The sequence below is a fragment of the Paraburkholderia unamae genome (assembly GCF_003268775.1).
In the GTDB taxonomy this organism is placed as follows: domain Bacteria; phylum Pseudomonadota; class Gammaproteobacteria; order Burkholderiales; family Burkholderiaceae; genus Paraburkholderia; species Paraburkholderia unamae.
Map to the genome: position 1 here is coordinate 1 of NZ_QLSU01000046.1, position 18,438 is coordinate 18,438.

Here is an 18,438-nt window from a genome sequence, read left to right on the forward strand (position 1 = left end):
ACCGACGTGCGCCTGATCGCGGCGACCAATCGCGACCCCGAACAGGCCGTGGCCGACGGCAAGCTGCGTCTGGACCTTTACCACCGCCTGAACGTGTTTCCGATCAGCCTGCCGCCGCTGCGCGAGCGCGGCAAGGACGTCGAGCTGTTGGCCCAGGCGTTTCTCGACGAACTGAACGAGCGCCACGGCACGAAAAAGCAGTTTCCGGCCGCCGTGCGCGAGATGCTGGCGGCCTACCCGTGGCCCGGCAACGTGCGCGAGCTCAAGAACTACGTACAGCGCGCGCATATCATGTCGGGCAACGACGGCGATTTCGCAGCGAAGGTGCCGCTGCAGATCTCGCTCACCAAACCCATTGTGGGAACGGCGGTGACGATCCCCTTTGGCACCTCGCTTGCCGACGCCGAACGCCAATTGATCCTTGCGACTCTTGACGAATGTAAAGGAGCGAAGACGCGCGCGGCGGAAATACTTGGCATTAGCCTCAAGACGCTTTACAACCGGCTCGTTGAATACGGCAACGAAGCGACGGCTTGATGTGGGTCAGACGGAACCCCCGGCATTCAGGATTTCGCCCCGGCGACGCTCAGCGAGGTGGCCATTAATGCGAGGAGTGGCGTCACAATGGGCAAACGAATGCCGCCGTCGAGGCCCTGCGAGTGATGACGCACCATTGACTTGATACCGGAGTGTCAAAAACTGCATCGTCGCCGACGAGTCGTAACGGAAGTCACATTTCCTTCGTTGAAGTGTCGCGCGAAGAGCGAACATCGGCCGGCCGATGTCCTAAGAGGAATTGCAGTTACTGCCACGCCTTGGATCTCCGTGCTGTGGGCCTCGAAATGCCCCTCCAGCTCTACTGGCGAGATTTCGCACATCACGTCCACCAGCGCACGGAGCAGTGATGCCTGTTGTTATGCAAGTCGCTAGTTGCCCGGGAAAATGAACTTCGATGTCTTCGCTCCAGTTCGAACGATAGACGTCTCTTCTGTTCTGGGTTCGTCGGTGCTCTGCAAATGCCCAGCCCACTGACATGGCAAACCCGCGCGATTTTAGGCGGGCTTGCGCGTCAACAATCTCCCCTGACTCTCGATTGCATTGGCGAAGTCAACCGACCGCTTGAATTCGAAAACTTCAACGTAAAAAGGCAAGCCGTATCGCCTAGCGGATTGCCCACCGGCGGGCAGCGTCACGGTCGCGAGAGGCAACCCGCCGCCCGCCCGTGGACGACCGCGACTCAAAACTCAACGGAGGTTGCCCCGGTTTGACGGGCGCATTTGCAGCCAGGCGATTTGATGCGATCTGATGCCGTGTGTCATACGCGCCCGGTGATCGGCGGAATGCGGCGGATTCGGGAGAGCCCGATTGCGCGTGCAGAACCGGCGTGCAATGCTCTTTAGCAATCGTAATCAGACACGCTGGATTGCAAACATGGGAGAAGATAACCGGTTTCGTGGGCCGCCGTGGACAAACCGGCGGCTTATCGCCGCGGAAATGCTTGACAGGGGACAAAGCATCCAGCAGGTTGCGGCGGCACTTGGACTTGGGCCGGCAACTGCTCGCCGTTATGGTGCGTTGTTCAAGGCCGGTGGTAAGCAATCGCTTTTGCAGGTAAACGACGTCGGACGCCGCAGTCACCTCCCGGCAGATGGGCTAACCCGGCTGGTCGCTGCCATAAGACATAAGCCGGTGCTCTATGGATTTCCTGGTGACTGCTGGACGAGAGCTGCGGTTGGCGAACTCGTCCAGCGGGAATTCGGTGTCCATTACTCGCGTTCGCATATCAACCGGTTGATTCGAGATTACGGGTTACAAGGCTACTTTCGTTGATGAGATGCATCGCTGCTGCGTGACCTAGATCTCGGCCTGAGCGGTAACGGCCGTGCCTCACGGCCGATCGATCGCAACGATATGAGAGAAGCCGCCGCGTCTGCTGGAATGCGGCGGCCATCTGATGCGGGAGCCGTTGTCATGGCGTCCGGCGGCGGCCGCATCGGCTGCGCGCCTGCTGACCGCTTTGAGTTGCAGAGTCGACGTTCGAGTGTCATTGCGAAGATACGACGCGATGACGGAAGCTGGCCGACCGCTGCCTGATGCGGTCAGCTGTAATCAAATAGTTCGAGCCATTCATCGGAATACCGCGAGAATGGCTGTAATGACACACACATAAGGCATCGGGAAGCACGTTGCCGAACACGCGATTCCGTCAGCCTACCTCCGGGGCGACTGTCATCGCGATGTGGAACCGGTTGAACGCGTCCTTTCCACAACTACCGGGTTCTATGTCTCGAGAGCACATATGGATTTGCGGCCAATGATCTGAGCAAATCGCGTGGCGTCATGAACGCGCGCCCGTACGGACGCGTCGAAAAAAGCCGGCCAGACGCGGGACGCGATGGGTATATCCATTGTGATATTCTGACCCGACTGTCGCATAACTGTTGACAGGGTGCCATGAGAAGCGCGACTGCCCCGACCGACACCACGCTTGCCACGCCCCACCCGGGGCTATTCCTGCGCGCGCACGTTCTGCCTGCGATGAATCTGTCAGTGAGCCAGGCCGCCCGCGATCTGCGGATCTCGCGGCAAACGCTGCACCGCATCCTCGAAGGCGCGACGGCGATCACGCCGGCCATGGCGGTGCGGCTGGAAAGATTGTCAGGTCTGCCCTCCATGTTCTGGTTGTGCCGTCAATGCGAGTACGATCTTTGCACTGCACGAGCCGCACTAGCCGAAGTTTTGACGCAGATCCCGCTCCGAACGCTTTCACCAAAACTATTGAAACAGTTAGGAGTACATGATGGACGTTGAGACGAACGCCCCGCCGATCGTACGCACTGGCGTTCCCGGGCTGGACGATGTCCTTGCGGGAGGTCTCACGCAGGGAAACCTTTTCCTTCTCGAGGGCAGCCCTGGCACCGGGAAAACCACAATTGCCCTCCGGTTTCTGCTCGAAGGCGCCAAGGTGGGCGATCAGGGCCTGTACATCACCTTGTCCGAAACAGAGCAAGAATTGCGCGAAGGAGCTGCCTCGCACGGCTGGCAACTGGGTGATCGCGTGGCCGTGTTTGAAGTGGTGCCCCCGGAGAGTCTCCTCGACGCTGATCAGCAGCAAAGCCTGCTGTATTCATCTGACCTCGAACTCGGTGAGACGACGCGGCTGATCTTTAGTGCCTTTGAACGGGTCCGGCCCAGCCGCGTCGTACTCGACAGCCTGTCGGAAATCCGTCTGCTCGCGCAGAGCTCGCTGCGTTACCGCCGCCAGGTACTTGCCATCAAACATTACTTCTCGCGGCAGGGAGCAACCGTCCTCCTGCTTGACGACCTGACCGCAGATGCTGCGGACAAAACCGTACATAGCGTTGCCCACGGCGTGATCAAACTCGAGGAACTCGCTCCCGACTATGGCGCCGAGCGGCGCAGGCTGAGGATTTCCAAATACCGGGGACAGGCATTTCGCGGCGGATACCACGATTTCTCAATCAAGCGGGGAGGGGTCTCCGTGTTTCCCCGGCTCGTTGCAGCGGAACATCGCACCCGATTTACGCGCGCGCAGACCAGGAGCGATGTTCCGGAACTGGATGCACTCCTCGGCGGCGGTATCGAACAGGGATCAAGTACCCTGGTGCTCGGACCAGCAGGCACTGGCAAAAGCATATTTGTTCTTCAGTTCATTGCGGCGGCGGTCGCTCGGGGCGAGAAAGCAGCCCTGTTCGCGTTTGATGAAGAGCTTGGACTACTCTTCGACAGGACCCGGGCGTTGGGCTTCGACCTCGAGGCCATGCGTGACGCCGGAAAGTTGTATGTTGAGCAGGTCGATGCCGCCGAGCTCTCGCCTGGCGAATTCGCCCAGCGCGTGCGCAATTGCGTTGACCATGCCCAGGCAAAAACGGTCGCCATCGACAGCCTCAACGGCTACCAGGCGGCCATGCCGCAAGAAAATGCGCTGGTGCTTCACATCCACGAACTGCTGCAGTACCTCAACAGACAGGGTGCGACGACGTTCCTGACCGTGGCGCAGCATGGTCTTGTGGGCGACATGAAGGCGCCCGTTGACGTCACGTACCTTGCCGACACTGTCATCCTGCTGCGCTATTTCGAGGCACTTGGAAGCGTTCGACGTGCGGTGTCGATCATCAAGAAGCGCACCGGGTATCACGAGGAGACCATCCGTGAGTTTCGCATCGGGCGGTCCGGCCTGAGTGTTGGCGCACCGCTCGACAGTTTCCAGGGCATCCTGCGCGGCGTTCCCACGTTTGTGGGTAACAAGGGACCGCTCATGTCGACAGGCGCCGCGGATGATGAAAGTGCCTGATTTCAGCCGTTGCCCTGCGCTGGTTTTTACACCGATGGGGCGGGATGCCGCGGTTGCCGTGGCTCTCCTGAAGGAGACGGGTGCCCTCGCGCACGTCTGTCGGGATGTCGTGCATTTCGTTGCAATGCTGGGCGAGGGAATCTGCTGTGCGATCGTGACCGATGAGGGGTTACGGGATGCCGACCTGAAGCCACTGGAAAACTGGGTTTCGGCGCAGCCCACATGGTCCGACTTTCCGTTCATCATCCTTACGCAGCGTGGTGGGGCGCCCGACCGGGATCCGGAGCTGGCCCGACTGGCTGCGACGCTGGGAAACGTGACGTTCCTTGAGCGCCCGTTTCATCCGCGCACGTTCATCAGCGCGGTCGGGACAGCGCTTCGTGGTCGGGCACGCCAGTTTGAAGCACGTCTGCGTATCGATGAACTGCATGAAGGCGAGGCGCGCCTGCAAACCGCCCTGACGGCCGGAAAGCTGGGGACCTGGGAACTGGAGCTTTCGGCATTGGCGCTCAAGGCTTCGCCTGCGTGTCCGCCAGTTTTCGGGTATGCGCCGGGCGAGTCCTTCACCTACACCGATCTCATTGCCAGCATCAGTCCAGGTGACCGGTCCCGGATGGCAGATGCGATTAGTCGCAGCCATGAAACCGGCTGCGATCTCGCCATCGAACTGTGTACGATCTGGCCAGACGGGACGTTTCACTGGGCCGACATGCACGCGCGGCTGCTTCGTGACCACGCACAGAAGACAGCACGACTGGTCGGGGTGGCGTCCGATATCACCTTGCGCAGGATGACCGAGGATAGCATGCAGCGCGACTACGACTTGCTCGAAGCACGGGTCGCCCAGCGCACTGCGGAGCTCGAGCGTACCCACCAGCTGGTGCTGGAGGAGATCCGGCAGCGGCAGCGAGCGGAAGAACTGCTACGTCAGGCCCATAAGATGGAAATGATAGGACAACTGACGGGTGGTGTCGCCCACGATTTCAACAACCTGCTGATGGCCATCATGGCCAATCTCGAACTGCTGCGCAAGGAGCCGCAGGACGGAGTCCGGGCAACCCGGCTGATCGACGGCGCGCTTCGGGGAGCGCAGCGCGGCGCCGCACTTACACAGCGGCTTCTGGCGTTCGCGCGGCAGCAGGATCTCAAGGTCGAGCCAACACACCTTCCGGCACTGGTCCGGGGCATGACCGATCTCCTTGAGCGGTCAGTCGGCCCGCGGGTAGCACTGGAGCTGAATTTGCCGGACGATATTCCGCTTACCCTCGCCGATGGCAACCAGGTTGAACTCGCGCTCCTGAATCTCGCGGTCAATGCCCGAGATGCGATGCCAGAGGGCGGGGCGCTATCAATAGCGGTCGAGGAGGTTCACTCATGCGGCGAGGATGGACTGGCTGCTGGCAGTTATGTACGCCTTATCGTCCGCGATACCGGGAAGGGTATGGATCTGGATACCCTCGCGAAAGCTACCGAACCCTTCTTTACAACGAAGGAGCCTGGCAAGGGAACCGGCCTTGGTCTTTCGATGATTCACGGACTGGCGCTGCAGCTGAACGGTGCTCTGCGCCTCCAGAGTGAGCCGGGACGTGGTACGCGGGCAGAATTATCGCTTCCGGTGACCGCGCAACGCTTGACTCCCGAGAGCCCAAAGGAAGACGAGCAGGCAGAGGGCATTGCAAACGGTCCGACCCAGGCGAGCATTCTTCTCGTCGATGACGACGCCCTGATCGCAACAAGCACCGCCTATCTTTTACAGGATATGGGACATGAGGTGATCGAAGTCGACTCGGGCGCCGCCGCACTGGAGATCCTCAAGGGAGGACAGTGGATTGACCTCATGATCACGGACTATTCCATGCCTCAGATGACGGGACTGGAGCTGGCTTTGGCCGCGCGGGAACTGCGGCCTGGACTTCCCGTTATCCTAGCGACTGGTTACGCGGAGCTTCCGCAGGGAACCGGCATCGAAATCCTGAGACTACGCAAACCCTATCGGCAGCACCAGCTTGCCGCGGAGATAACGAGAGCCCTTCGCTACGCTCGCCCGACTCATCGTTCTCCGTGATGCGATTCACGTCGCGCTGCGAGATCCCGCCTACCACCTGGGGATGGTCAACCGAAGCTCCAGTTCCTGTAGAACCTGATCTCGATGTTTAGCCGTCGGCAGCGCCGACGAACTGGACAAGTGGAAACCATCTGATCCGTGCGTGCGTGTGGCTCCTCATATGCTTTATGCACATTCTTTACTTTTTCAAAACGCGAACGCACTCAGATCGACTCGCGGCGCACCGAACTTTACGGGTTGGCCATTGCTCTGCACGTCGGTTTCCTGCGAATGACCAGTCGGCCGCTTGATTCATACAGGCAGATCCCAACCATTCTTTGGCGACACCTTGGCCGGCAGCTTGATGTCCAGCCGCCGGACGTTGGGACGCTGCGCTCGATCTACGATGGTAACTTCAAGACGCTGTCGGACCACCAGGGCTTCGCAAAAGCCATCGTAAATTTCCGGTCGCGCAGCCTGAAGACGTCGAAACCGATTGACTGCGACGCTCCATTTTTGAAGCCCATCCGTGCGGCCAGCTACCAGAGATCATCCTCGAAATTGACAGCGCAACGCGCTTCAGCTGGATCCTGCCTGGGCGCGAACGTCGATCGCGGATCGAACTGCTCATGGTGTATTCGGCTGTACTGGCGCACGGCACCTCGCTCTCGGCATCGGATATCTCCCGGATGGTCCCTGAGATTTCGCCGACCGCCATCCGCCAGATGATGAACCGACTTGAGGATGAGAGAGTGCTTCGGCTTTCGGCTTGCAGCTGGTGTACAGTAGCTGCGGCCACCTGGTTGGTTTACAGGAACTGGGCAGGTGGGTAAATTGACCGGAGAGGAGGAGCTGAATGAACAAGCTAGAACTGATTGATGCCGTGGCGTCCGTAACGGGCGCGAGCAAGGCTGCCACCGCAGAGGCTCTTGATGCTGTCGTCGATGCAATCACGAATGCGGTGATCAAGGGCGATACGGTGCAGCTCATTGGATTCGGCTCCTTCAGTCGGGGCGATCGCGCAGCGCGCACAGGACGCAATCCGGCGACTGGCGCGGAGATCCAGATTGCGGCGGCAAAAACCGTCAAATTCACAGCAGGCAAGGCGTTTAAGGACGCGGTCAACGGCAGTCACAAGTGAGCGACCGTGCGTTCGTTCGCGACGAGCACAATGAGCGCCGCGGCGAGCCACGGACGCTCTGGAGTGCCTGTGTGCTGTGACCCGTCTAAGCTTGCGGCCATCAGTGAAGGTCACCGGAGGTGCGTAATGGCCGCGCGCGTCCCGCGTGTCACCGAACTTGAATAATGGCGGAGAGGATATACAACGTTTATTCGGTTTATCCATGTATGGTGCCGATGCAGGTTACAAATGGGGAATAGCCTTGCAGTCCGATTGCCTGCGAGTGTCGTCGACGCACCGGGTTTGAAGGAGGACGACGACACCGAGATCCATGCCGATCAAGCCGACGCGTTCTAGCAAAAAGCCCCCACCGCGAAACGCTCGCGGTGAATATCGAACCCTAAGCCCCGAACCTTGGCGAGATTGCTCAAGATTTCCCCGGTCGGATACCGAGGCAATCTCCCGCTCTCGCTCTATGCCTGCCTATACTGGATTTCGTCATTCATCGCTCGAACCAGCGCAGAAGAAGAGGGGTGCCATGTCGATAACAAGCAAATATCTGCTTGGCCGAATTGCATTGATCTGCATTTTGAGCTGTCTCGCCACTGCAGGACGCGCGCAGGTGACGCGAATGGAGGTAATCCCGATTCCGTCCGTAACGCTCACTGACCAGGAATTCCTGAACGGTCGCGAGGATGGCAAACCTATTACGGTTGCAGGCGAACTTCGACTTCCCCGAAACGGCACCGACCAGCTTCCGCTTGTCATCCTGTTGCACGCGTCTGGAGGCATTGGCAGCAGCATTGCCGACTGGGAGGACTACTTTCTCTCACTCGGTGTCGCTACGTTTGTGATCGACAGCTTTTCCGGTCGAGGTATCGCCAACACGATCAACGATCAATCGCAATTGGGCCGCTTGGCGCAAACCGAGGATGCCTATCGAGCGATTGCAATTCTTTCGAAACACCCGAGAATCGACGCGAACAGGATAATCCTTATGGGGTTCTCGCGTGGGGGACAGAATGCGCTTTATGCAAGCTTGAACCGGTTCCAGAGGATGCACGCCCGAGCCGACACCCAGTTCGCGGCATACATCGCGTTCTATCCTGACTGTACCTCCACTTATCTCGAAGACGAGGATGTCGTTGGTAAGCCAGTCCGCATTTTCCAGGGGACGGAGGACAATTACAATCCTGTTGCTCCATGCCGTGCTTATGTGGAACGTCTGAAAACAAAAGCTCACGACCTTCAGTTGATCGAGTACACCGGCGCCAGTCACTTCTTTGACGCGCGTGCACTCAAGCAAGCTCAGCAGCTATCGCAAGCACAGACGACGCGAAACTGCCGGATTGTTGAGGTTGAAAACGGGCTGCTCGTCGATGCCAAAACGAAGCAACCTTTCAGCTACAACGATTCGTGTGTTGAACGCGGAACAACCATCGCATATGACGAGAACGCGGCGACCAAGGCCAAAGAAGCGGTTGGCGAGATCATTAAAGCTGTGCTGAAGCCATAGTTTCACTGTGACGGCAGTGAAGGGCTGCGTCCGCTGAAGCTAGCACGATATAAGGAGGATGCCTGCTGCATCGCAAATCGGCGTGCGGTATCAAGCCGCAAATCTATATTAGGGTCGCACCCTATAAAGTTGATAATTTGATTTATGTTAAATAATTGAGCACCCTCAGAATGTGAAGTTGTCGACAGTCTGAAAATAGTCTATATTCAGTCCTGCCCAACCAGTTGCGGAGCGCATGATGCATCTTGCCGATCACGTGAAGCCGATAAGCTATCTCAAGAGCGAAGCGGCACAAATCGTTAAGGACCTGGCCGACTCGGGAGAGCCGCTTATCATCACGCAGAACGGTGAAGCGAAGCTCGTCGTCCAAGACGTTCGCACCTTCGAATCAACGCAGCAGACAATTGCGCTTCTGAAAATCCTAGCCATCGGCCAGAAACAGATCGAGCGCGAAGATCATGCTGACGGCGAGGCATTCTTTGCTGAGCTCAACGAACTCGACCGCCAAGAAAAGCTCCGTTGATGCCGGTCCCGCTTTTGAAGTATCGCGTCCTGCCAACCGCCCGTATCGGCATCGACGAGCTGCGGAGCTATATTGTCCGCACATTTGGATGGGATACCTGGCGCCAAACGTCAGCACGACTTCAGGAAACGATCGCGCACATTCGGCAGTTTCCTGAGAGCGGTCACGTGCCCGTGGAGCTTGAGGGCTTCTTCGAGGACAGTTTCCGTCAGGTCCTCTCCGGCAACAACAGGATTCTCTACCAGGTACGAGGCGACACCGTTTTCTTGCATCTCGTAGTTGATGTCCGACGCGATCTGCCGTCCCTCCTTCAGAGAATTGTGCTCCGACTCATGTAGGGGACGCGTTACGTTTCGGGGCTAAACCGCAACAGCACCGCCCCATCGGACATGTCGCAATCCCCTCGCGCTGATTTTTCTCCGCCTCGCGGGTAGCCGTCTTAGCGCTCCGCTCTGGCCACGACTGGGTTTCTATTCCTAAGAACTATTCGCTTTTCGTGGGATGTTAATGGCCGACCGGAATGCTGAACCGCTCATGATCATCGAGGTTCAATCAAGGCGGTAGTTGCCGTGTAAGCCGATTGGTCGGCAACCGTGTTCTGGATCCACGTCATCGAAAGCGCACCAAGGCCCCCACGAGGCGGCCGGCCTTCGCGCTCCGGTTCCGGCCCGAGATAGCCAACACATCGTGATCTAGTCCAGCTTGCTTCAAACGCATTGGCGTCATGGCGAGCAGGAACATGATGAATGCGACGATCAGATGAGGAGCTTCAGTCACCGTCGCATTAGGCCCATGACGAGCGTCACAAGGAAAATAACGAGGAAAACCACAAAGAGCACTTTTGCGATACTTGCTGCGCCGACGGCGATGCCCCCAAAGCCGAGCGCAGCGGCAATGATTGCGATGATGAAGAAGACCAAAGCGTAGTAAAGCATGATGTTTCTCCCTCGAACCTTAAACGTTCGTGCCATGCGAACGGCATTGCGATGCGCAAATTTCGTTCCCCCTCCTTTCACGCAGCTTTGTGTGTCATGGCATGGAGAATCCGCGCGGCTCCCTTCCTATGAATGACAACAATGGTAACGCGGGCGAATAGCAACCATCCCTGATGCAAAAATGCCGAGGCGATCGACGCTGAATCTCACGGCCGGATTCGTGCCGCATGCAGCGTATTGCCGAAACGGAGCGAGGATCGAGCGAGCAGCACAACGCGATCGTGCAGGCAGAATCTGACGGCCCTCGACAGGAGTCACCGGCAGCCCCGTATTTCTGCCTCACTCCAAGCGCATACCGCATGATCGTCTGGATAGCCCCTGCGGCGAGCGGCACGTCGCTTGCGGAGGTTTCGTGGCAGCCCGAAATAGTTCGCTACCCGTACCAAAGCGGTCAAAGGAGGAAGCTATGTCACGCATCGTTGCAGCGCGGTTCACGACGTTCGCCGCCGCGGATTCGGCAAAGGAACGGCTTTTGAGTGGCGGCTTCATCGCTGAGGATCTAACGGAGTTCTTCGTAAACCCCAGTGGCCAACATGCACGATTCCCCATCGGCGGCGATGAATATGCTGACCCGCAGGCTCGTGGCGCTGGCATGGGCGCAACAGGTGGTGTGGCAATCGGTGCCGTGGTGGGCGTGCTTCTGGCTGGACTTCTCACGCTGTGGCTTTTTCGTTCGCTGCTGATTCTCACCGTAGCTACTGCGGTGGGCGCTTATGTGGGGTCGCTGGCCGGAGCAGTACTGATGACGCGCGGAGGGGGAAAGACGGGAGCATCCGCGTCTCCGCAGCCACGTGAGCGTGAATCCGGCGTACTAGTCGCTGTCCACGTGAATCCGGAAGTTCAGTCTCATGCGATTGAAGCCCTCCGTCGATCACGAGGTGAAGATATCGAAGTCGCGTCAGGGCACTGGCAGAACGGCCGTTGGGTCGATTTTGACCCGACGCGGGCGGTGAACCTTGTAGACGAACGTTCAATAAGAACAACTGCTAACTAAGCTACCTAGGTTCATAGCTACTCGAAGCGTTGCGCCATCGATTAATCCGCAGGGTACTTTTGCGATTGCCGCCGCGGCGACCCATCAGTGCTCACCGTACATCCGCAGATAGCCGCTATGGAGCGTAATCGAGGCGCCGCCCGTTTCCTGGATGAGCCTAGAGGCGGCTGACTCGATCAGTGGTCTATGTTCGAAAAATGCCTTGCGTAGGTCGGCTTCGCGAGCAGACACCGCACCGTAGTGGTCCTCAAGCGCCTCCGCCGTAATCGCACATTGGACCTGACCCGAATCTGCCAATGCAGGGAAGGTAACCGCAAGTTGATCCGCGTCATATGCGATCGGGCCTTCGGGGAAAGTAATCTTCATAATGCGCTCCAGGATGCTGTGGTACAGGCCGCTTCCGCAACCGCCGTGCCCTATGCATGGCACGCAGTCCGTCCTTGCGGCCGCGAGTGCCATGATGATCCGCGAGACGAAACTCTAGATTCATAGGATCACTAAAAACAGAGCAGCGATACCGTCGACAAACCACCTTGCGCTGCCCGCTCTGTGCATCCATAAGGAAGCGCAACCGCACGCCCGGGCGTCAGCCGTTTGCGATCGCAAGGCATGAATTGACCTTGAGCGGCGGCCCATCGTCGCGATAAGGAGGCTGGGGATCGAAGGCGCGGATTACGCCTGGCTGGAGAACAAGGCAGTAGGTGCTCCCGCCGTACTGAAAGAATCCGATCGCGTCGCCCTTCTCGACGCGCTGCCCAGGCAGCGCGACTATGCGACATGAGGAAACCTCCGCCATGCCGACAAAGATGCAGGCCACGGCACCCAAGGCACTCTCATCGCAATCGATCACGATCACGGCCCGCGCAGCCACAGCCGTCGTGTAGCCCTGCGAGTCGTTGAGCCCCCGCGCGTCAGCGCCCTCCCCCTCTATTTCAGAGAAGTACGTGCCGTCGACGTTATAGGCTTCCCGGATCTGCCCAGACACCGGCGCATGCCAGCGATGGTAGTTGAAAGCGCTTAGGTAGCCCTGGTAAAGCTTACCGCCTGCGAAGCTTTGCGCCGTCTCCACCGCACTGCCCGCAAGCATTTCTCGCAACGAATATGGTTGTGATTTGAGCCAAAAGCGGTCATGCAACTGACAGTTTTCGCTGACGTCATAGGGGGACGCTTCGCACGCGTGGGCGATTACGGACGCGTCTTCCGGCGAGGCGATGGGACGCACCCCCGGACGCAGTCGGCGCGTGAAAAATGCATTCCACGATTCGAAACCTCAATGCGGCGCTGAAGGCTCGCAAACGAATTCCTCAAACGCCATCTTTTCCGTGCGCCCTCGCTGAACCAGCCATGCGGCTCGTCGCTCGTGAGGTGCGTGCGCGAATGCGGGCCGCTGAGGAAAGCGCACCAGGCGTCGAGGACGCGCCGCAACTGTGCATTGAAGGCCGGGTCGCGAAAAGCCGCATAGCCGGATGGCATGCACATCGGCCAGTCGAGAACGAGGTTCAACGGCGTAGCAATGGGTACCGACGCGTTGAAGGGCGGCGCATAACTGACGAGATAGTCGACAATCACCATCAGCTCGTCGATTGAACCTTAGCCAAGTTCGAAGCCAGCCTGCTGCGCCTCGTCGATCGCGCGCGAGAGGTTCATTCGAAGCACTGAATCGCCATGAATGAGGTCCGAGAGTTCCCGCACCACGTTGGTCATTTGTTCTTCGCTCGGTCACGGGCGGCGTGCGCGATCCGCCTGCGAAATTCGACCGCGGTTTCTTCCTGCGTCGGTATCCAGTTGCCCAGCCGGCGTTTCGCCCGAATGCCCGACTCCACCCGGGTGATCGATTTCGTCGCAGCATCCATGCTTCATGCCCTCCTTGCCACGAAGGCGAGCAAATCTCTTGCCGCGCTTCCTTAGCACCGCCAGTTGCGAATCGCCCTCGATTTTCCCCCGCCTATTGTCCACGGCCTGGCCGGTTCCCGGACTGCACCCGCGGCACAGCGCGTGCGGAGGAGGAATGGTCGAACTTCATGGGAGAAACTCGATGAGGATAATCAAACGTATCGCGGCCGCCGCGCTCCTCGCTGCTCCTGTCGTGGTGCTCGCCCAGTCGGCCGCGCCGTCAGACGAAGCGCTCACGCGGGCGCAGGTTAGACAGGACCAGATCCAGGTCGAGCAGCAAGGCTATAACCCGTCGATCGGCGATCAGGCGTCGTATCCGCGCGACGCCCAAGCCGCCGAGGCCCGCGTCGGCGCGCAGCAGGTCGACCAGGCAGCCAACGGCGGGTATGGCGGCGCCATGCCGGGCAGTTCGGCAGCAGGCGAACCGGTTGGCATGGCCCAACCAGCGCAAGCTGCTCATACGGCGAGGGTGCCCGACGAGAAGTCCGTGTATTTTGGACAGTGAATCAGCCGGACACGTCATGAGTTATGTGAATGCGTGTTGAAAGGTCGGACTGAATCGCACGCGTAGATTGATTTAACGGAGGTCATCATGCCACTCAGCAAGGGAAAATCGCGTGAAGCAATATCGAAAAACATCAAGACGGAGGTGAAGCAAGGAAAATCGCAGAAGCAGGCGGTTGCCATTGCGCTGAATCAAGCGCGCAAGTCCGGCGCGAAAATCCCGAAGAAGAACCATAAGTAAGGACGCAAATGCGCGCTGCTCCCGCAGCGCGCACTCGATTCGTCATCCACACAGGTACGCCAGATATGCCGCACCCATCCACCGCTAAAGCTGAACCGCTCACAGAGGCGTACGCCGATTGTGCGGCCTACTGCCCTTTAGTGTCGCTGCTGGCGTCGGCGCCGGGAGTGTTGATCGTATCGTTCATTGTCTTCTTCGCGTGCTTCTTGTGATGAGCACTCGACTTGGACTTCGAACCGGTAACGGCGGGATTCTGTTCGGCTCCCTGAGCCTGCGAAGGATAGACACCACTTGCGCCGCCGGTTGCGTCGCCGGGTCCGGTGCTACTGCTACCTCCGCCTGAGCCTTGAGCGAGCGCAGCGCCAGATGTGGCAAGGGTGACGCTCACGAATGTCGATATCAAGTAGTAGTGTGGCTTCATGATTGAATTTCCTCATCATCGTGTTGAAAGACGCGCGTACGACATCACCGCTCGCTGCGCTCCTCCCGCACACGCCGTGCCACCTATCCTTGGAATGATCGCATTTCGGCATGGAATTTGCGCGCCTGGCATTCATGAACCCTATGCCCCTCGTCATTACCTGGCCAGATTTCACCATGCGGCTGGTCATCGCAGTCGTTGCCGGCACGTTGGTTGGCCTGAATCGCGGCGAGTCGGGCAATGCGGCGGGACTGCGCACTACCTTGCTTGTATGCCTTGCGGCTTGCCTCGCGATGCTGCAAGTGAACGTCCTGCTGGTTCAGCAAGGCAAAACTCAGGATTCCTTCGTGACACTTGACCTGATGCGGCTCCCGCTAGGCATCCTATCTGGTATGGGCTTCATCGGCGCGGGCTCGATTCTGCGAAAGGACGGGCTCGTGCAAGGTGTGACCACGGCGGCAACCATGTGGTACGTCACAGTGATCGGGCTTTGTGCCGGAGGGGGCCAATATGTGCTCGCCCTGGCTGGCACCGTACTTGGCCTCGTGGTATTGCAGTCACTGGAACACGTCGAGAATCGACTGCCGCGCGGTCGCCGCGCCCATGTCACGCTGGGACACGACGCCGGCCACGATGCGTGCAAGCTCATCGATGAGGCATTGCATGGCCGAAAATGCCGCGTGCTGTTGCTCGGCGTAACGCATCACACCGCGGAGACTGCCGCACACCGGCGTCTCGATGCGTCTTTCGAAGTCCGCTGGCAGGCCCGCACGGGCGATGACAGTGTAGAAGCCGCGCTCTCCACACTGGTCGCCAGCCTGCATGAAGAAAGTTCATGGTCGCTCGAGCGCTGAATCCGTCCCGTGCATGAGCTGGCCATAGCGAAATGGAAAGCTGTCGTGGGAGGACCCTTGTGCGGGGGCTCACGGGCACATCAATTGCTATGAGCAAACGCCAGTCTAATCCGAGAGACGCCATCCGGCCGGCATGCTGCTGCCGTTGCCTCACGATTTTGACTGCTTTTCAAGCGAAAGCGCATCCAAGCGGGCGGCGCATGACTTCTCTTCCAATTTCGGCCGATTTGAGCGACGAGCGTGGAGCCCCGCATGGCTGAGCGTGAAGCACCGGAAAGCATTGGCACGTGGTCGCGCGTGCACAGGGGCAAACCGCGTCGCACCGACACGGCAAAAACGCGCGACGGCGCGATGAACGACGCCGCAAAGCAAAGCAAACGCCGTCGCAAGCATCCCGGGAAAAAGCCCCTCATTGTGCTGGGCATCGTTCTGCTGGTGATTGCTGTCGCGGCTCTGCTGTGGTGGTTCGTCACGCGCAACGAGGTCAGTACCGATGACGCCTATACGGACGGTAACGCGGTCACGATCGCGCCCAAAGTGTCGGGCTACGTCACTCGGCTCGCGATCAACGACAACGTTTATGTTCACAAGGGCGACCTGATGGTCGAAATCGACCGGCGCGACTACGAGGCCCAGGTCGATCAGGCGCGCGCGCAGCTAGGTCTGGCGAAGGCACAGCTTCTATCCGCACAGGCACAGCTTGACATCGCGCGCGTACAGTACCCGGCTCAATACGAACAGGCGCGCGCACAGATCGAAACGGCGAGCGCTAACTACGCCCGCGCGCAGGCGGACTATGAGCGCCAGCACGGCGTCGATCCGCGCGCGACGACGCAGCAAAACATCGATACCAGCACCGATCAGCAGCGCGTGACGCACGCCGACGTCATGAGTGCACAGGCGCAATTGAGAACCGCTAGCCTCGTCCCGCAGCAGATCCGCCAGGCGGTCGCGGCCGTGGAGGCTCGCCGCGAGCAGGTTGCACAAGCCGAGGCACAACTGGAAACGGCGCAGCTCAACCTCGCCTGGTGCGATCTGCGCGCGCCCTCCGACGGATGGATCACGCTGCGCAACGTGCAATTCGGCAGCTTCCTTCAAGCGGGCACCGTGCTGTTCACCATCGTTACTCCACAGGAGTGGATCACCGCGAATTTTAAGGAGTCCCAACTCACGCGTATGCGGCCCGGCGACAAGGTCAAGATCAGCGTGGACGCGTACCCGAAGCTGGAACTGCACGGCCATGTGGACAGCATCCAGCTCGGCAGCGGTTCGCGCTTTTCGGCGTTCCCGGCCGAGAACGCGACGGGTAACTTCGTCAAGATCGTTCAGCGTGTACCGGTCAAGATCGTGATCGACGATGGGCTCCCGGCCAATCGGCCGCTGCCGCTCGGCATCTCGGTCGAGCCGACGGTCTACCTGAGCGACTGAGCGCAACGATGAGCGAATCGCAAAGCAACTGGAGGCCCGACGGCAACCCTTGGATGATCGCCATCGCAGTTACGCTTGCGGCATTCATGGAGGTACTCGACACGACCATTGTGAACGTCGCCTTGCCGCACATCGCCGGCACGATGTCCGCGAGCTACGACGAGGCCACCTGGGTGCTCACCTCCTACCTCGTCGCCAACGGCATTGTGCTGCCAATCTCGGCGTTCTTTGGCCGCGTGCTCGGGCGCAAGCGATACTTCATGGTCTGCATTGTCGCGTTCACAGTCTGCTCGTTCCTCTGCGGCGTCGCCACGAGTCTTGGCCAGCTCGTGGTGTTCCGCATCGCACAAGGGTTCTTCGGCGGCGGCCTCCAGCCGAACCAGCAATCGATCATTCTCGACACCTTCGAGCCCAGTCAGCGTGGGCGTGCGTTCTCTATCTCGGCCGTGGCCATTGTCGTGGCGCCCGTACTCGGCCCGACGCTAGGAGGCTGGATCACTGACAACTTTTCGTGGCGCTGGGTATTTCTCCTCAACGTGCCCGTGGGCATCCTGACCACGCTCGCCGTGCTCCAGCTCGTTGAAGATCCGCCGTGGGTCAAGCGCGAAACGCAGCGGCGCATGAACTGGCGCAGCGTCGATTTTCCGGGCATTGCGCTCATTGCAGTAGGGCTGGGCTGCCTTCAGGTCATGCTCGATCGCGGCGAAGACGACGACTGGTTCTCGTCGCCCTTCATCGTCATCTTTGCGGTGCTTGCGGTGCTCGGTATCATTGGCGCGATCTTGCGGCTGGTCTATGCGAAGCATCCCGTGGTGGATCCGCGCTGCCTCGGCGATCGCAACTTCGCGCTCGGCTGCTGCATGATCGCCGCGTTCGCCACTGTGCTCTATGGCAGCGCCGTGATCGTGCCGCAGCTCGCGCAGCAGCAACTCGGCTACACGGCCACACTCGCGGGCCTTGTACTCTCGCCCGGCGCGCTGCTCATCACGCTGGAAATTCCCATCATCAGCCGGCTAATGCCCCACATTCAGACGCGCATGCTTGTCGCGATGGGCTTCATCCTGCTGACTGTGGCGCTCATCTATGCCCGCACGCTTACGCCTGATATCGATTACGAGACGCTCGTGAAACTGCGTAGTGCCCAGTCGCTCGCCATCGGCTTCCTGTTCGTGCCCGTCACGACGCTCGCCTATCTCACGGTGCCAAAGGAGCTGAACAACGACGCGTCCGCGCTCTTCACGATGTTCCGGAACGTAGCCGGTTCGATCGGCATTTCGGTTTCCACGGCGCTGATCCGCGAGCGCTCACAGGCATGGATGGCTCATCTCTCGACGCATATGTCGCCGTTCTCGCAGAACTATCAGGACACGCTTGCCCGCGACGCGCAGACCATCGTGCAGAGCACCGGCGCGCCGCTCGCGCAGGCCATGCAGACTGCCAACGGCCACCTCTACGAGACGCTCGTTTCCCAGGCCACGATCCTTGCCTATATCGACGTGTTCGGAATTCTCGCGTGCTTCTGCGTGATTTTCGCGCCGCTCGCGCTGTTCTTCTCGCCTGTGAAAGCTTCTGGGTCGGGAGGGCATTAAA

18 protein-coding genes and 3 pseudogenes are annotated in these 18,438 nt (G+C 59.5%); 17 read left to right on the plus strand and 4 right to left on the minus strand.

Annotated features, from left to right (window positions below; genetic code table 11):
- From C7401_RS41135 to C7401_RS46215, 11 genes and pseudogenes are all read left to right on the plus strand, one after another.
- Positions 1-537: AAA-type ATPase lid domain-containing protein (locus C7401_RS41135; protein ID WP_146758083.1), on the plus strand; the 537-nt coding region annotated here is incomplete at its 5' end.
- A gap of 834 nt (positions 538-1,371) precedes the next feature.
- The gene (locus C7401_RS41140) at positions 1,372-1,830 is read left to right on the plus strand and encodes a winged helix-turn-helix domain-containing protein (RefSeq protein ID WP_244315084.1); all 459 of its coding nucleotides are present in this window, start codon (positions 1,372-1,374) and stop codon (positions 1,828-1,830) included.
- 624 nt (positions 1,831-2,454) lie between these two features.
- Positions 2,455-2,811, plus strand: a complete 357-nt coding sequence (locus tag C7401_RS41145; RefSeq protein WP_112177800.1) for a HigA family addiction module antitoxin — start codon at positions 2,455-2,457, stop codon at positions 2,809-2,811.
- Positions 2,798-4,315, plus strand: a complete 1,518-nt coding sequence (locus C7401_RS41150) for an ATPase domain-containing protein (RefSeq protein ID WP_112177801.1) — start codon at positions 2,798-2,800, stop codon at positions 4,313-4,315. The genes C7401_RS41145 and C7401_RS41150 overlap by 14 nt, the downstream gene beginning before the upstream one ends.
- Complete coding sequence (locus C7401_RS41155; RefSeq protein ID WP_112177802.1) at positions 4,299-6,380, plus strand: ATP-binding protein; 2,082 nt, start codon at positions 4,299-4,301, stop codon at positions 6,378-6,380. The genes C7401_RS41150 and C7401_RS41155 overlap by 17 nt, the downstream gene beginning before the upstream one ends.
- A gap of 138 nt (positions 6,381-6,518) precedes the next feature.
- A pseudogene (locus C7401_RS41160) lies at positions 6,519-6,830 on the plus strand (DUF4158 domain-containing protein); the annotation flags it as partial.
- 29 nt (positions 6,831-6,859) lie between these two features.
- Positions 6,860-7,129: pseudogene (locus C7401_RS41165) on the plus strand (Tn3 family transposase); the annotation flags it as partial.
- A gap of 86 nt (positions 7,130-7,215) precedes the next feature.
- Positions 7,216-7,500 carry an HU family DNA-binding protein gene (locus tag C7401_RS41170; RefSeq protein ID WP_112177803.1) on the plus strand — a complete coding sequence of 95 codons (285 nt, stop codon included), beginning with the start codon at positions 7,216-7,218 and terminating at the stop codon, positions 7,498-7,500.
- A 517-nt stretch (positions 7,501-8,017) separates the two neighbouring features.
- Positions 8,018-8,995, plus strand: coding sequence for a dienelactone hydrolase family protein (locus C7401_RS41180; protein ID WP_112177804.1), 978 nt, complete (start codon positions 8,018-8,020; stop codon positions 8,993-8,995).
- Positions 8,996-9,233: 238 nt separating this feature from the next.
- Positions 9,234-9,518: a type II toxin-antitoxin system Phd/YefM family antitoxin gene (locus tag C7401_RS41185; protein WP_112177846.1), complete on the plus strand. Its 285-nt coding sequence runs from the start codon at positions 9,234-9,236 to the stop codon at positions 9,516-9,518.
- Positions 9,518-9,856, plus strand: coding sequence for a type II toxin-antitoxin system RelE/ParE family toxin (locus C7401_RS46215; protein WP_341869289.1), 339 nt, complete (start codon positions 9,518-9,520; stop codon positions 9,854-9,856). The genes C7401_RS41185 and C7401_RS46215 overlap by 1 nt, the downstream gene beginning before the upstream one ends.
- Positions 9,857-10,291: 435 nt before the next feature.
- Here the strand turns inward: C7401_RS46215 and C7401_RS41195 are convergent, their stop codons facing one another.
- The gene (locus C7401_RS41195) at positions 10,292-10,453 is read right to left on the minus strand and encodes a DUF1328 domain-containing protein (RefSeq protein WP_112177805.1); all 162 of its coding nucleotides are present in this window, start codon (positions 10,451-10,453) and stop codon (positions 10,292-10,294) included.
- Between the two features lie 466 nt (positions 10,454-10,919).
- Between C7401_RS41195 and C7401_RS41200 the strand changes: the two genes are divergently transcribed.
- Complete coding sequence (locus C7401_RS41200) at positions 10,920-11,507, plus strand: hypothetical protein (protein WP_112177806.1); 588 nt, start codon at positions 10,920-10,922, stop codon at positions 11,505-11,507.
- Between the two features lie 84 nt (positions 11,508-11,591).
- On the opposite strand, the gene C7401_RS41205 is transcribed toward C7401_RS41200, so the two are convergent.
- Together C7401_RS41205 and C7401_RS46220 are read right to left on the minus strand one after the other, a co-directional pair.
- A complete protein-coding gene (locus C7401_RS41205; RefSeq protein WP_112177807.1) occupies positions 11,592-11,873 on the minus strand; it encodes a DUF1488 family protein in 282 nt (93 codons plus the stop codon).
- A 220-nt stretch (positions 11,874-12,093) separates the two neighbouring features.
- Positions 12,094-13,360 (minus strand): annotated as a pseudogene (locus tag C7401_RS46220) (phosphatidylserine decarboxylase family protein).
- Between the two features lie 182 nt (positions 13,361-13,542).
- Between C7401_RS46220 and C7401_RS41215 the strand changes: the two are divergent.
- Positions 13,543-13,905, plus strand: a complete 363-nt coding sequence (locus tag C7401_RS41215; protein ID WP_112177848.1) for a DUF4148 domain-containing protein — start codon at positions 13,543-13,545, stop codon at positions 13,903-13,905.
- 87 nt (positions 13,906-13,992) lie between these two features.
- Positions 13,993-14,145 (plus strand): DUF6496 domain-containing protein, encoded by a 153-nt coding sequence (locus C7401_RS45260; RefSeq protein ID WP_165842125.1) that lies wholly within the window; start codon positions 13,993-13,995, stop codon positions 14,143-14,145.
- 127 nt (positions 14,146-14,272) lie between these two features.
- On the opposite strand, the gene C7401_RS41220 is transcribed toward C7401_RS45260, so the two are convergent.
- Positions 14,273-14,566 carry a hypothetical protein gene (locus tag C7401_RS41220; protein WP_112177808.1) on the minus strand — a complete coding sequence of 98 codons (294 nt, stop codon included), beginning with the start codon at positions 14,564-14,566 and terminating at the stop codon, positions 14,273-14,275.
- A 110-nt stretch (positions 14,567-14,676) separates the two neighbouring features.
- Here C7401_RS41220 and C7401_RS41225 point away from each other — a divergent pair, with 110 nt between their 5' ends.
- From C7401_RS41225 to C7401_RS41235, 3 genes are all read left to right on the plus strand, one after another.
- Positions 14,677-15,420, plus strand: a complete 744-nt coding sequence (locus tag C7401_RS41225; RefSeq protein ID WP_373864492.1) for an MgtC/SapB family protein — start codon at positions 14,677-14,679, stop codon at positions 15,418-15,420.
- A gap of 252 nt (positions 15,421-15,672) precedes the next feature.
- On the plus strand, positions 15,673-16,848 hold the full coding sequence (locus C7401_RS41230; protein ID WP_112177809.1) for an HlyD family secretion protein: 1,176 nt from the start codon (positions 15,673-15,675) through the stop codon (positions 16,846-16,848).
- Positions 16,849-16,856: 8 nt separating this feature from the next.
- Entirely contained in the window at positions 16,857-18,437 is a 1,581-nt protein-coding gene (locus tag C7401_RS41235; RefSeq protein ID WP_112177810.1) for a DHA2 family efflux MFS transporter permease subunit, read from the plus strand.
- Position 18,438: the final 1 nt, after the last annotated feature.

What these genes read in the sequence shown, in the direction of transcription:
- C7401_RS41145 (WP_112177800.1), top strand. Translation starts at nt 2,455, where the DNA reads ATGAGAAGCGCGACTGCCCCGACCGACACCACGCTTGCCACGCCCCAC.
- C7401_RS41150 (WP_112177801.1), top strand. Translation starts at nt 2,798, where the DNA reads ATGATGGACGTTGAGACGAACGCCCCGCCGATCGTACGCACTGGCGTT.
- C7401_RS41155 (WP_112177802.1), top strand. Translation starts at nt 4,299, where the DNA reads ATGATGAAAGTGCCTGATTTCAGCCGTTGCCCTGCGCTGGTTTTTACA.
- C7401_RS41170 (WP_112177803.1), top strand. Translation starts at nt 7,216, where the DNA reads ATGAACAAGCTAGAACTGATTGATGCCGTGGCGTCCGTAACGGGCGCG.
- C7401_RS41180 (WP_112177804.1), top strand. Translation starts at nt 8,018, where the DNA reads ATGTCGATAACAAGCAAATATCTGCTTGGCCGAATTGCATTGATCTGC.
- C7401_RS41185 (WP_112177846.1), top strand. Translation starts at nt 9,234, where the DNA reads ATGCATCTTGCCGATCACGTGAAGCCGATAAGCTATCTCAAGAGCGAA.
- C7401_RS46215 (WP_341869289.1), top strand. Translation starts at nt 9,518, where the DNA reads ATGCCGGTCCCGCTTTTGAAGTATCGCGTCCTGCCAACCGCCCGTATC.
- C7401_RS41195 (WP_112177805.1), bottom strand. Translation starts at nt 10,453, where the DNA reads ATGCTTTACTACGCTTTGGTCTTCTTCATCATCGCAATCATTGCCGCT.
- C7401_RS41200 (WP_112177806.1), top strand. Translation starts at nt 10,920, where the DNA reads ATGTCACGCATCGTTGCAGCGCGGTTCACGACGTTCGCCGCCGCGGAT.
- C7401_RS41205 (WP_112177807.1), bottom strand. Translation starts at nt 11,873, where the DNA reads ATGAAGATTACTTTCCCCGAAGGCCCGATCGCATATGACGCGGATCAA.
- C7401_RS41215 (WP_112177848.1), top strand. Translation starts at nt 13,543, where the DNA reads ATGAGGATAATCAAACGTATCGCGGCCGCCGCGCTCCTCGCTGCTCCT.
- C7401_RS45260 (WP_165842125.1), top strand. Translation starts at nt 13,993, where the DNA reads ATGCCACTCAGCAAGGGAAAATCGCGTGAAGCAATATCGAAAAACATC.
- C7401_RS41220 (WP_112177808.1), bottom strand. Translation starts at nt 14,566, where the DNA reads ATGAAGCCACACTACTACTTGATATCGACATTCGTGAGCGTCACCCTT.
- C7401_RS41225 (WP_373864492.1), top strand. Translation starts at nt 14,677, where the DNA reads ATGGAATTTGCGCGCCTGGCATTCATGAACCCTATGCCCCTCGTCATT.
- C7401_RS41230 (WP_112177809.1), top strand. Translation starts at nt 15,673, where the DNA reads ATGGCTGAGCGTGAAGCACCGGAAAGCATTGGCACGTGGTCGCGCGTG.
- C7401_RS41235 (WP_112177810.1), top strand. Translation starts at nt 16,857, where the DNA reads ATGAGCGAATCGCAAAGCAACTGGAGGCCCGACGGCAACCCTTGGATG.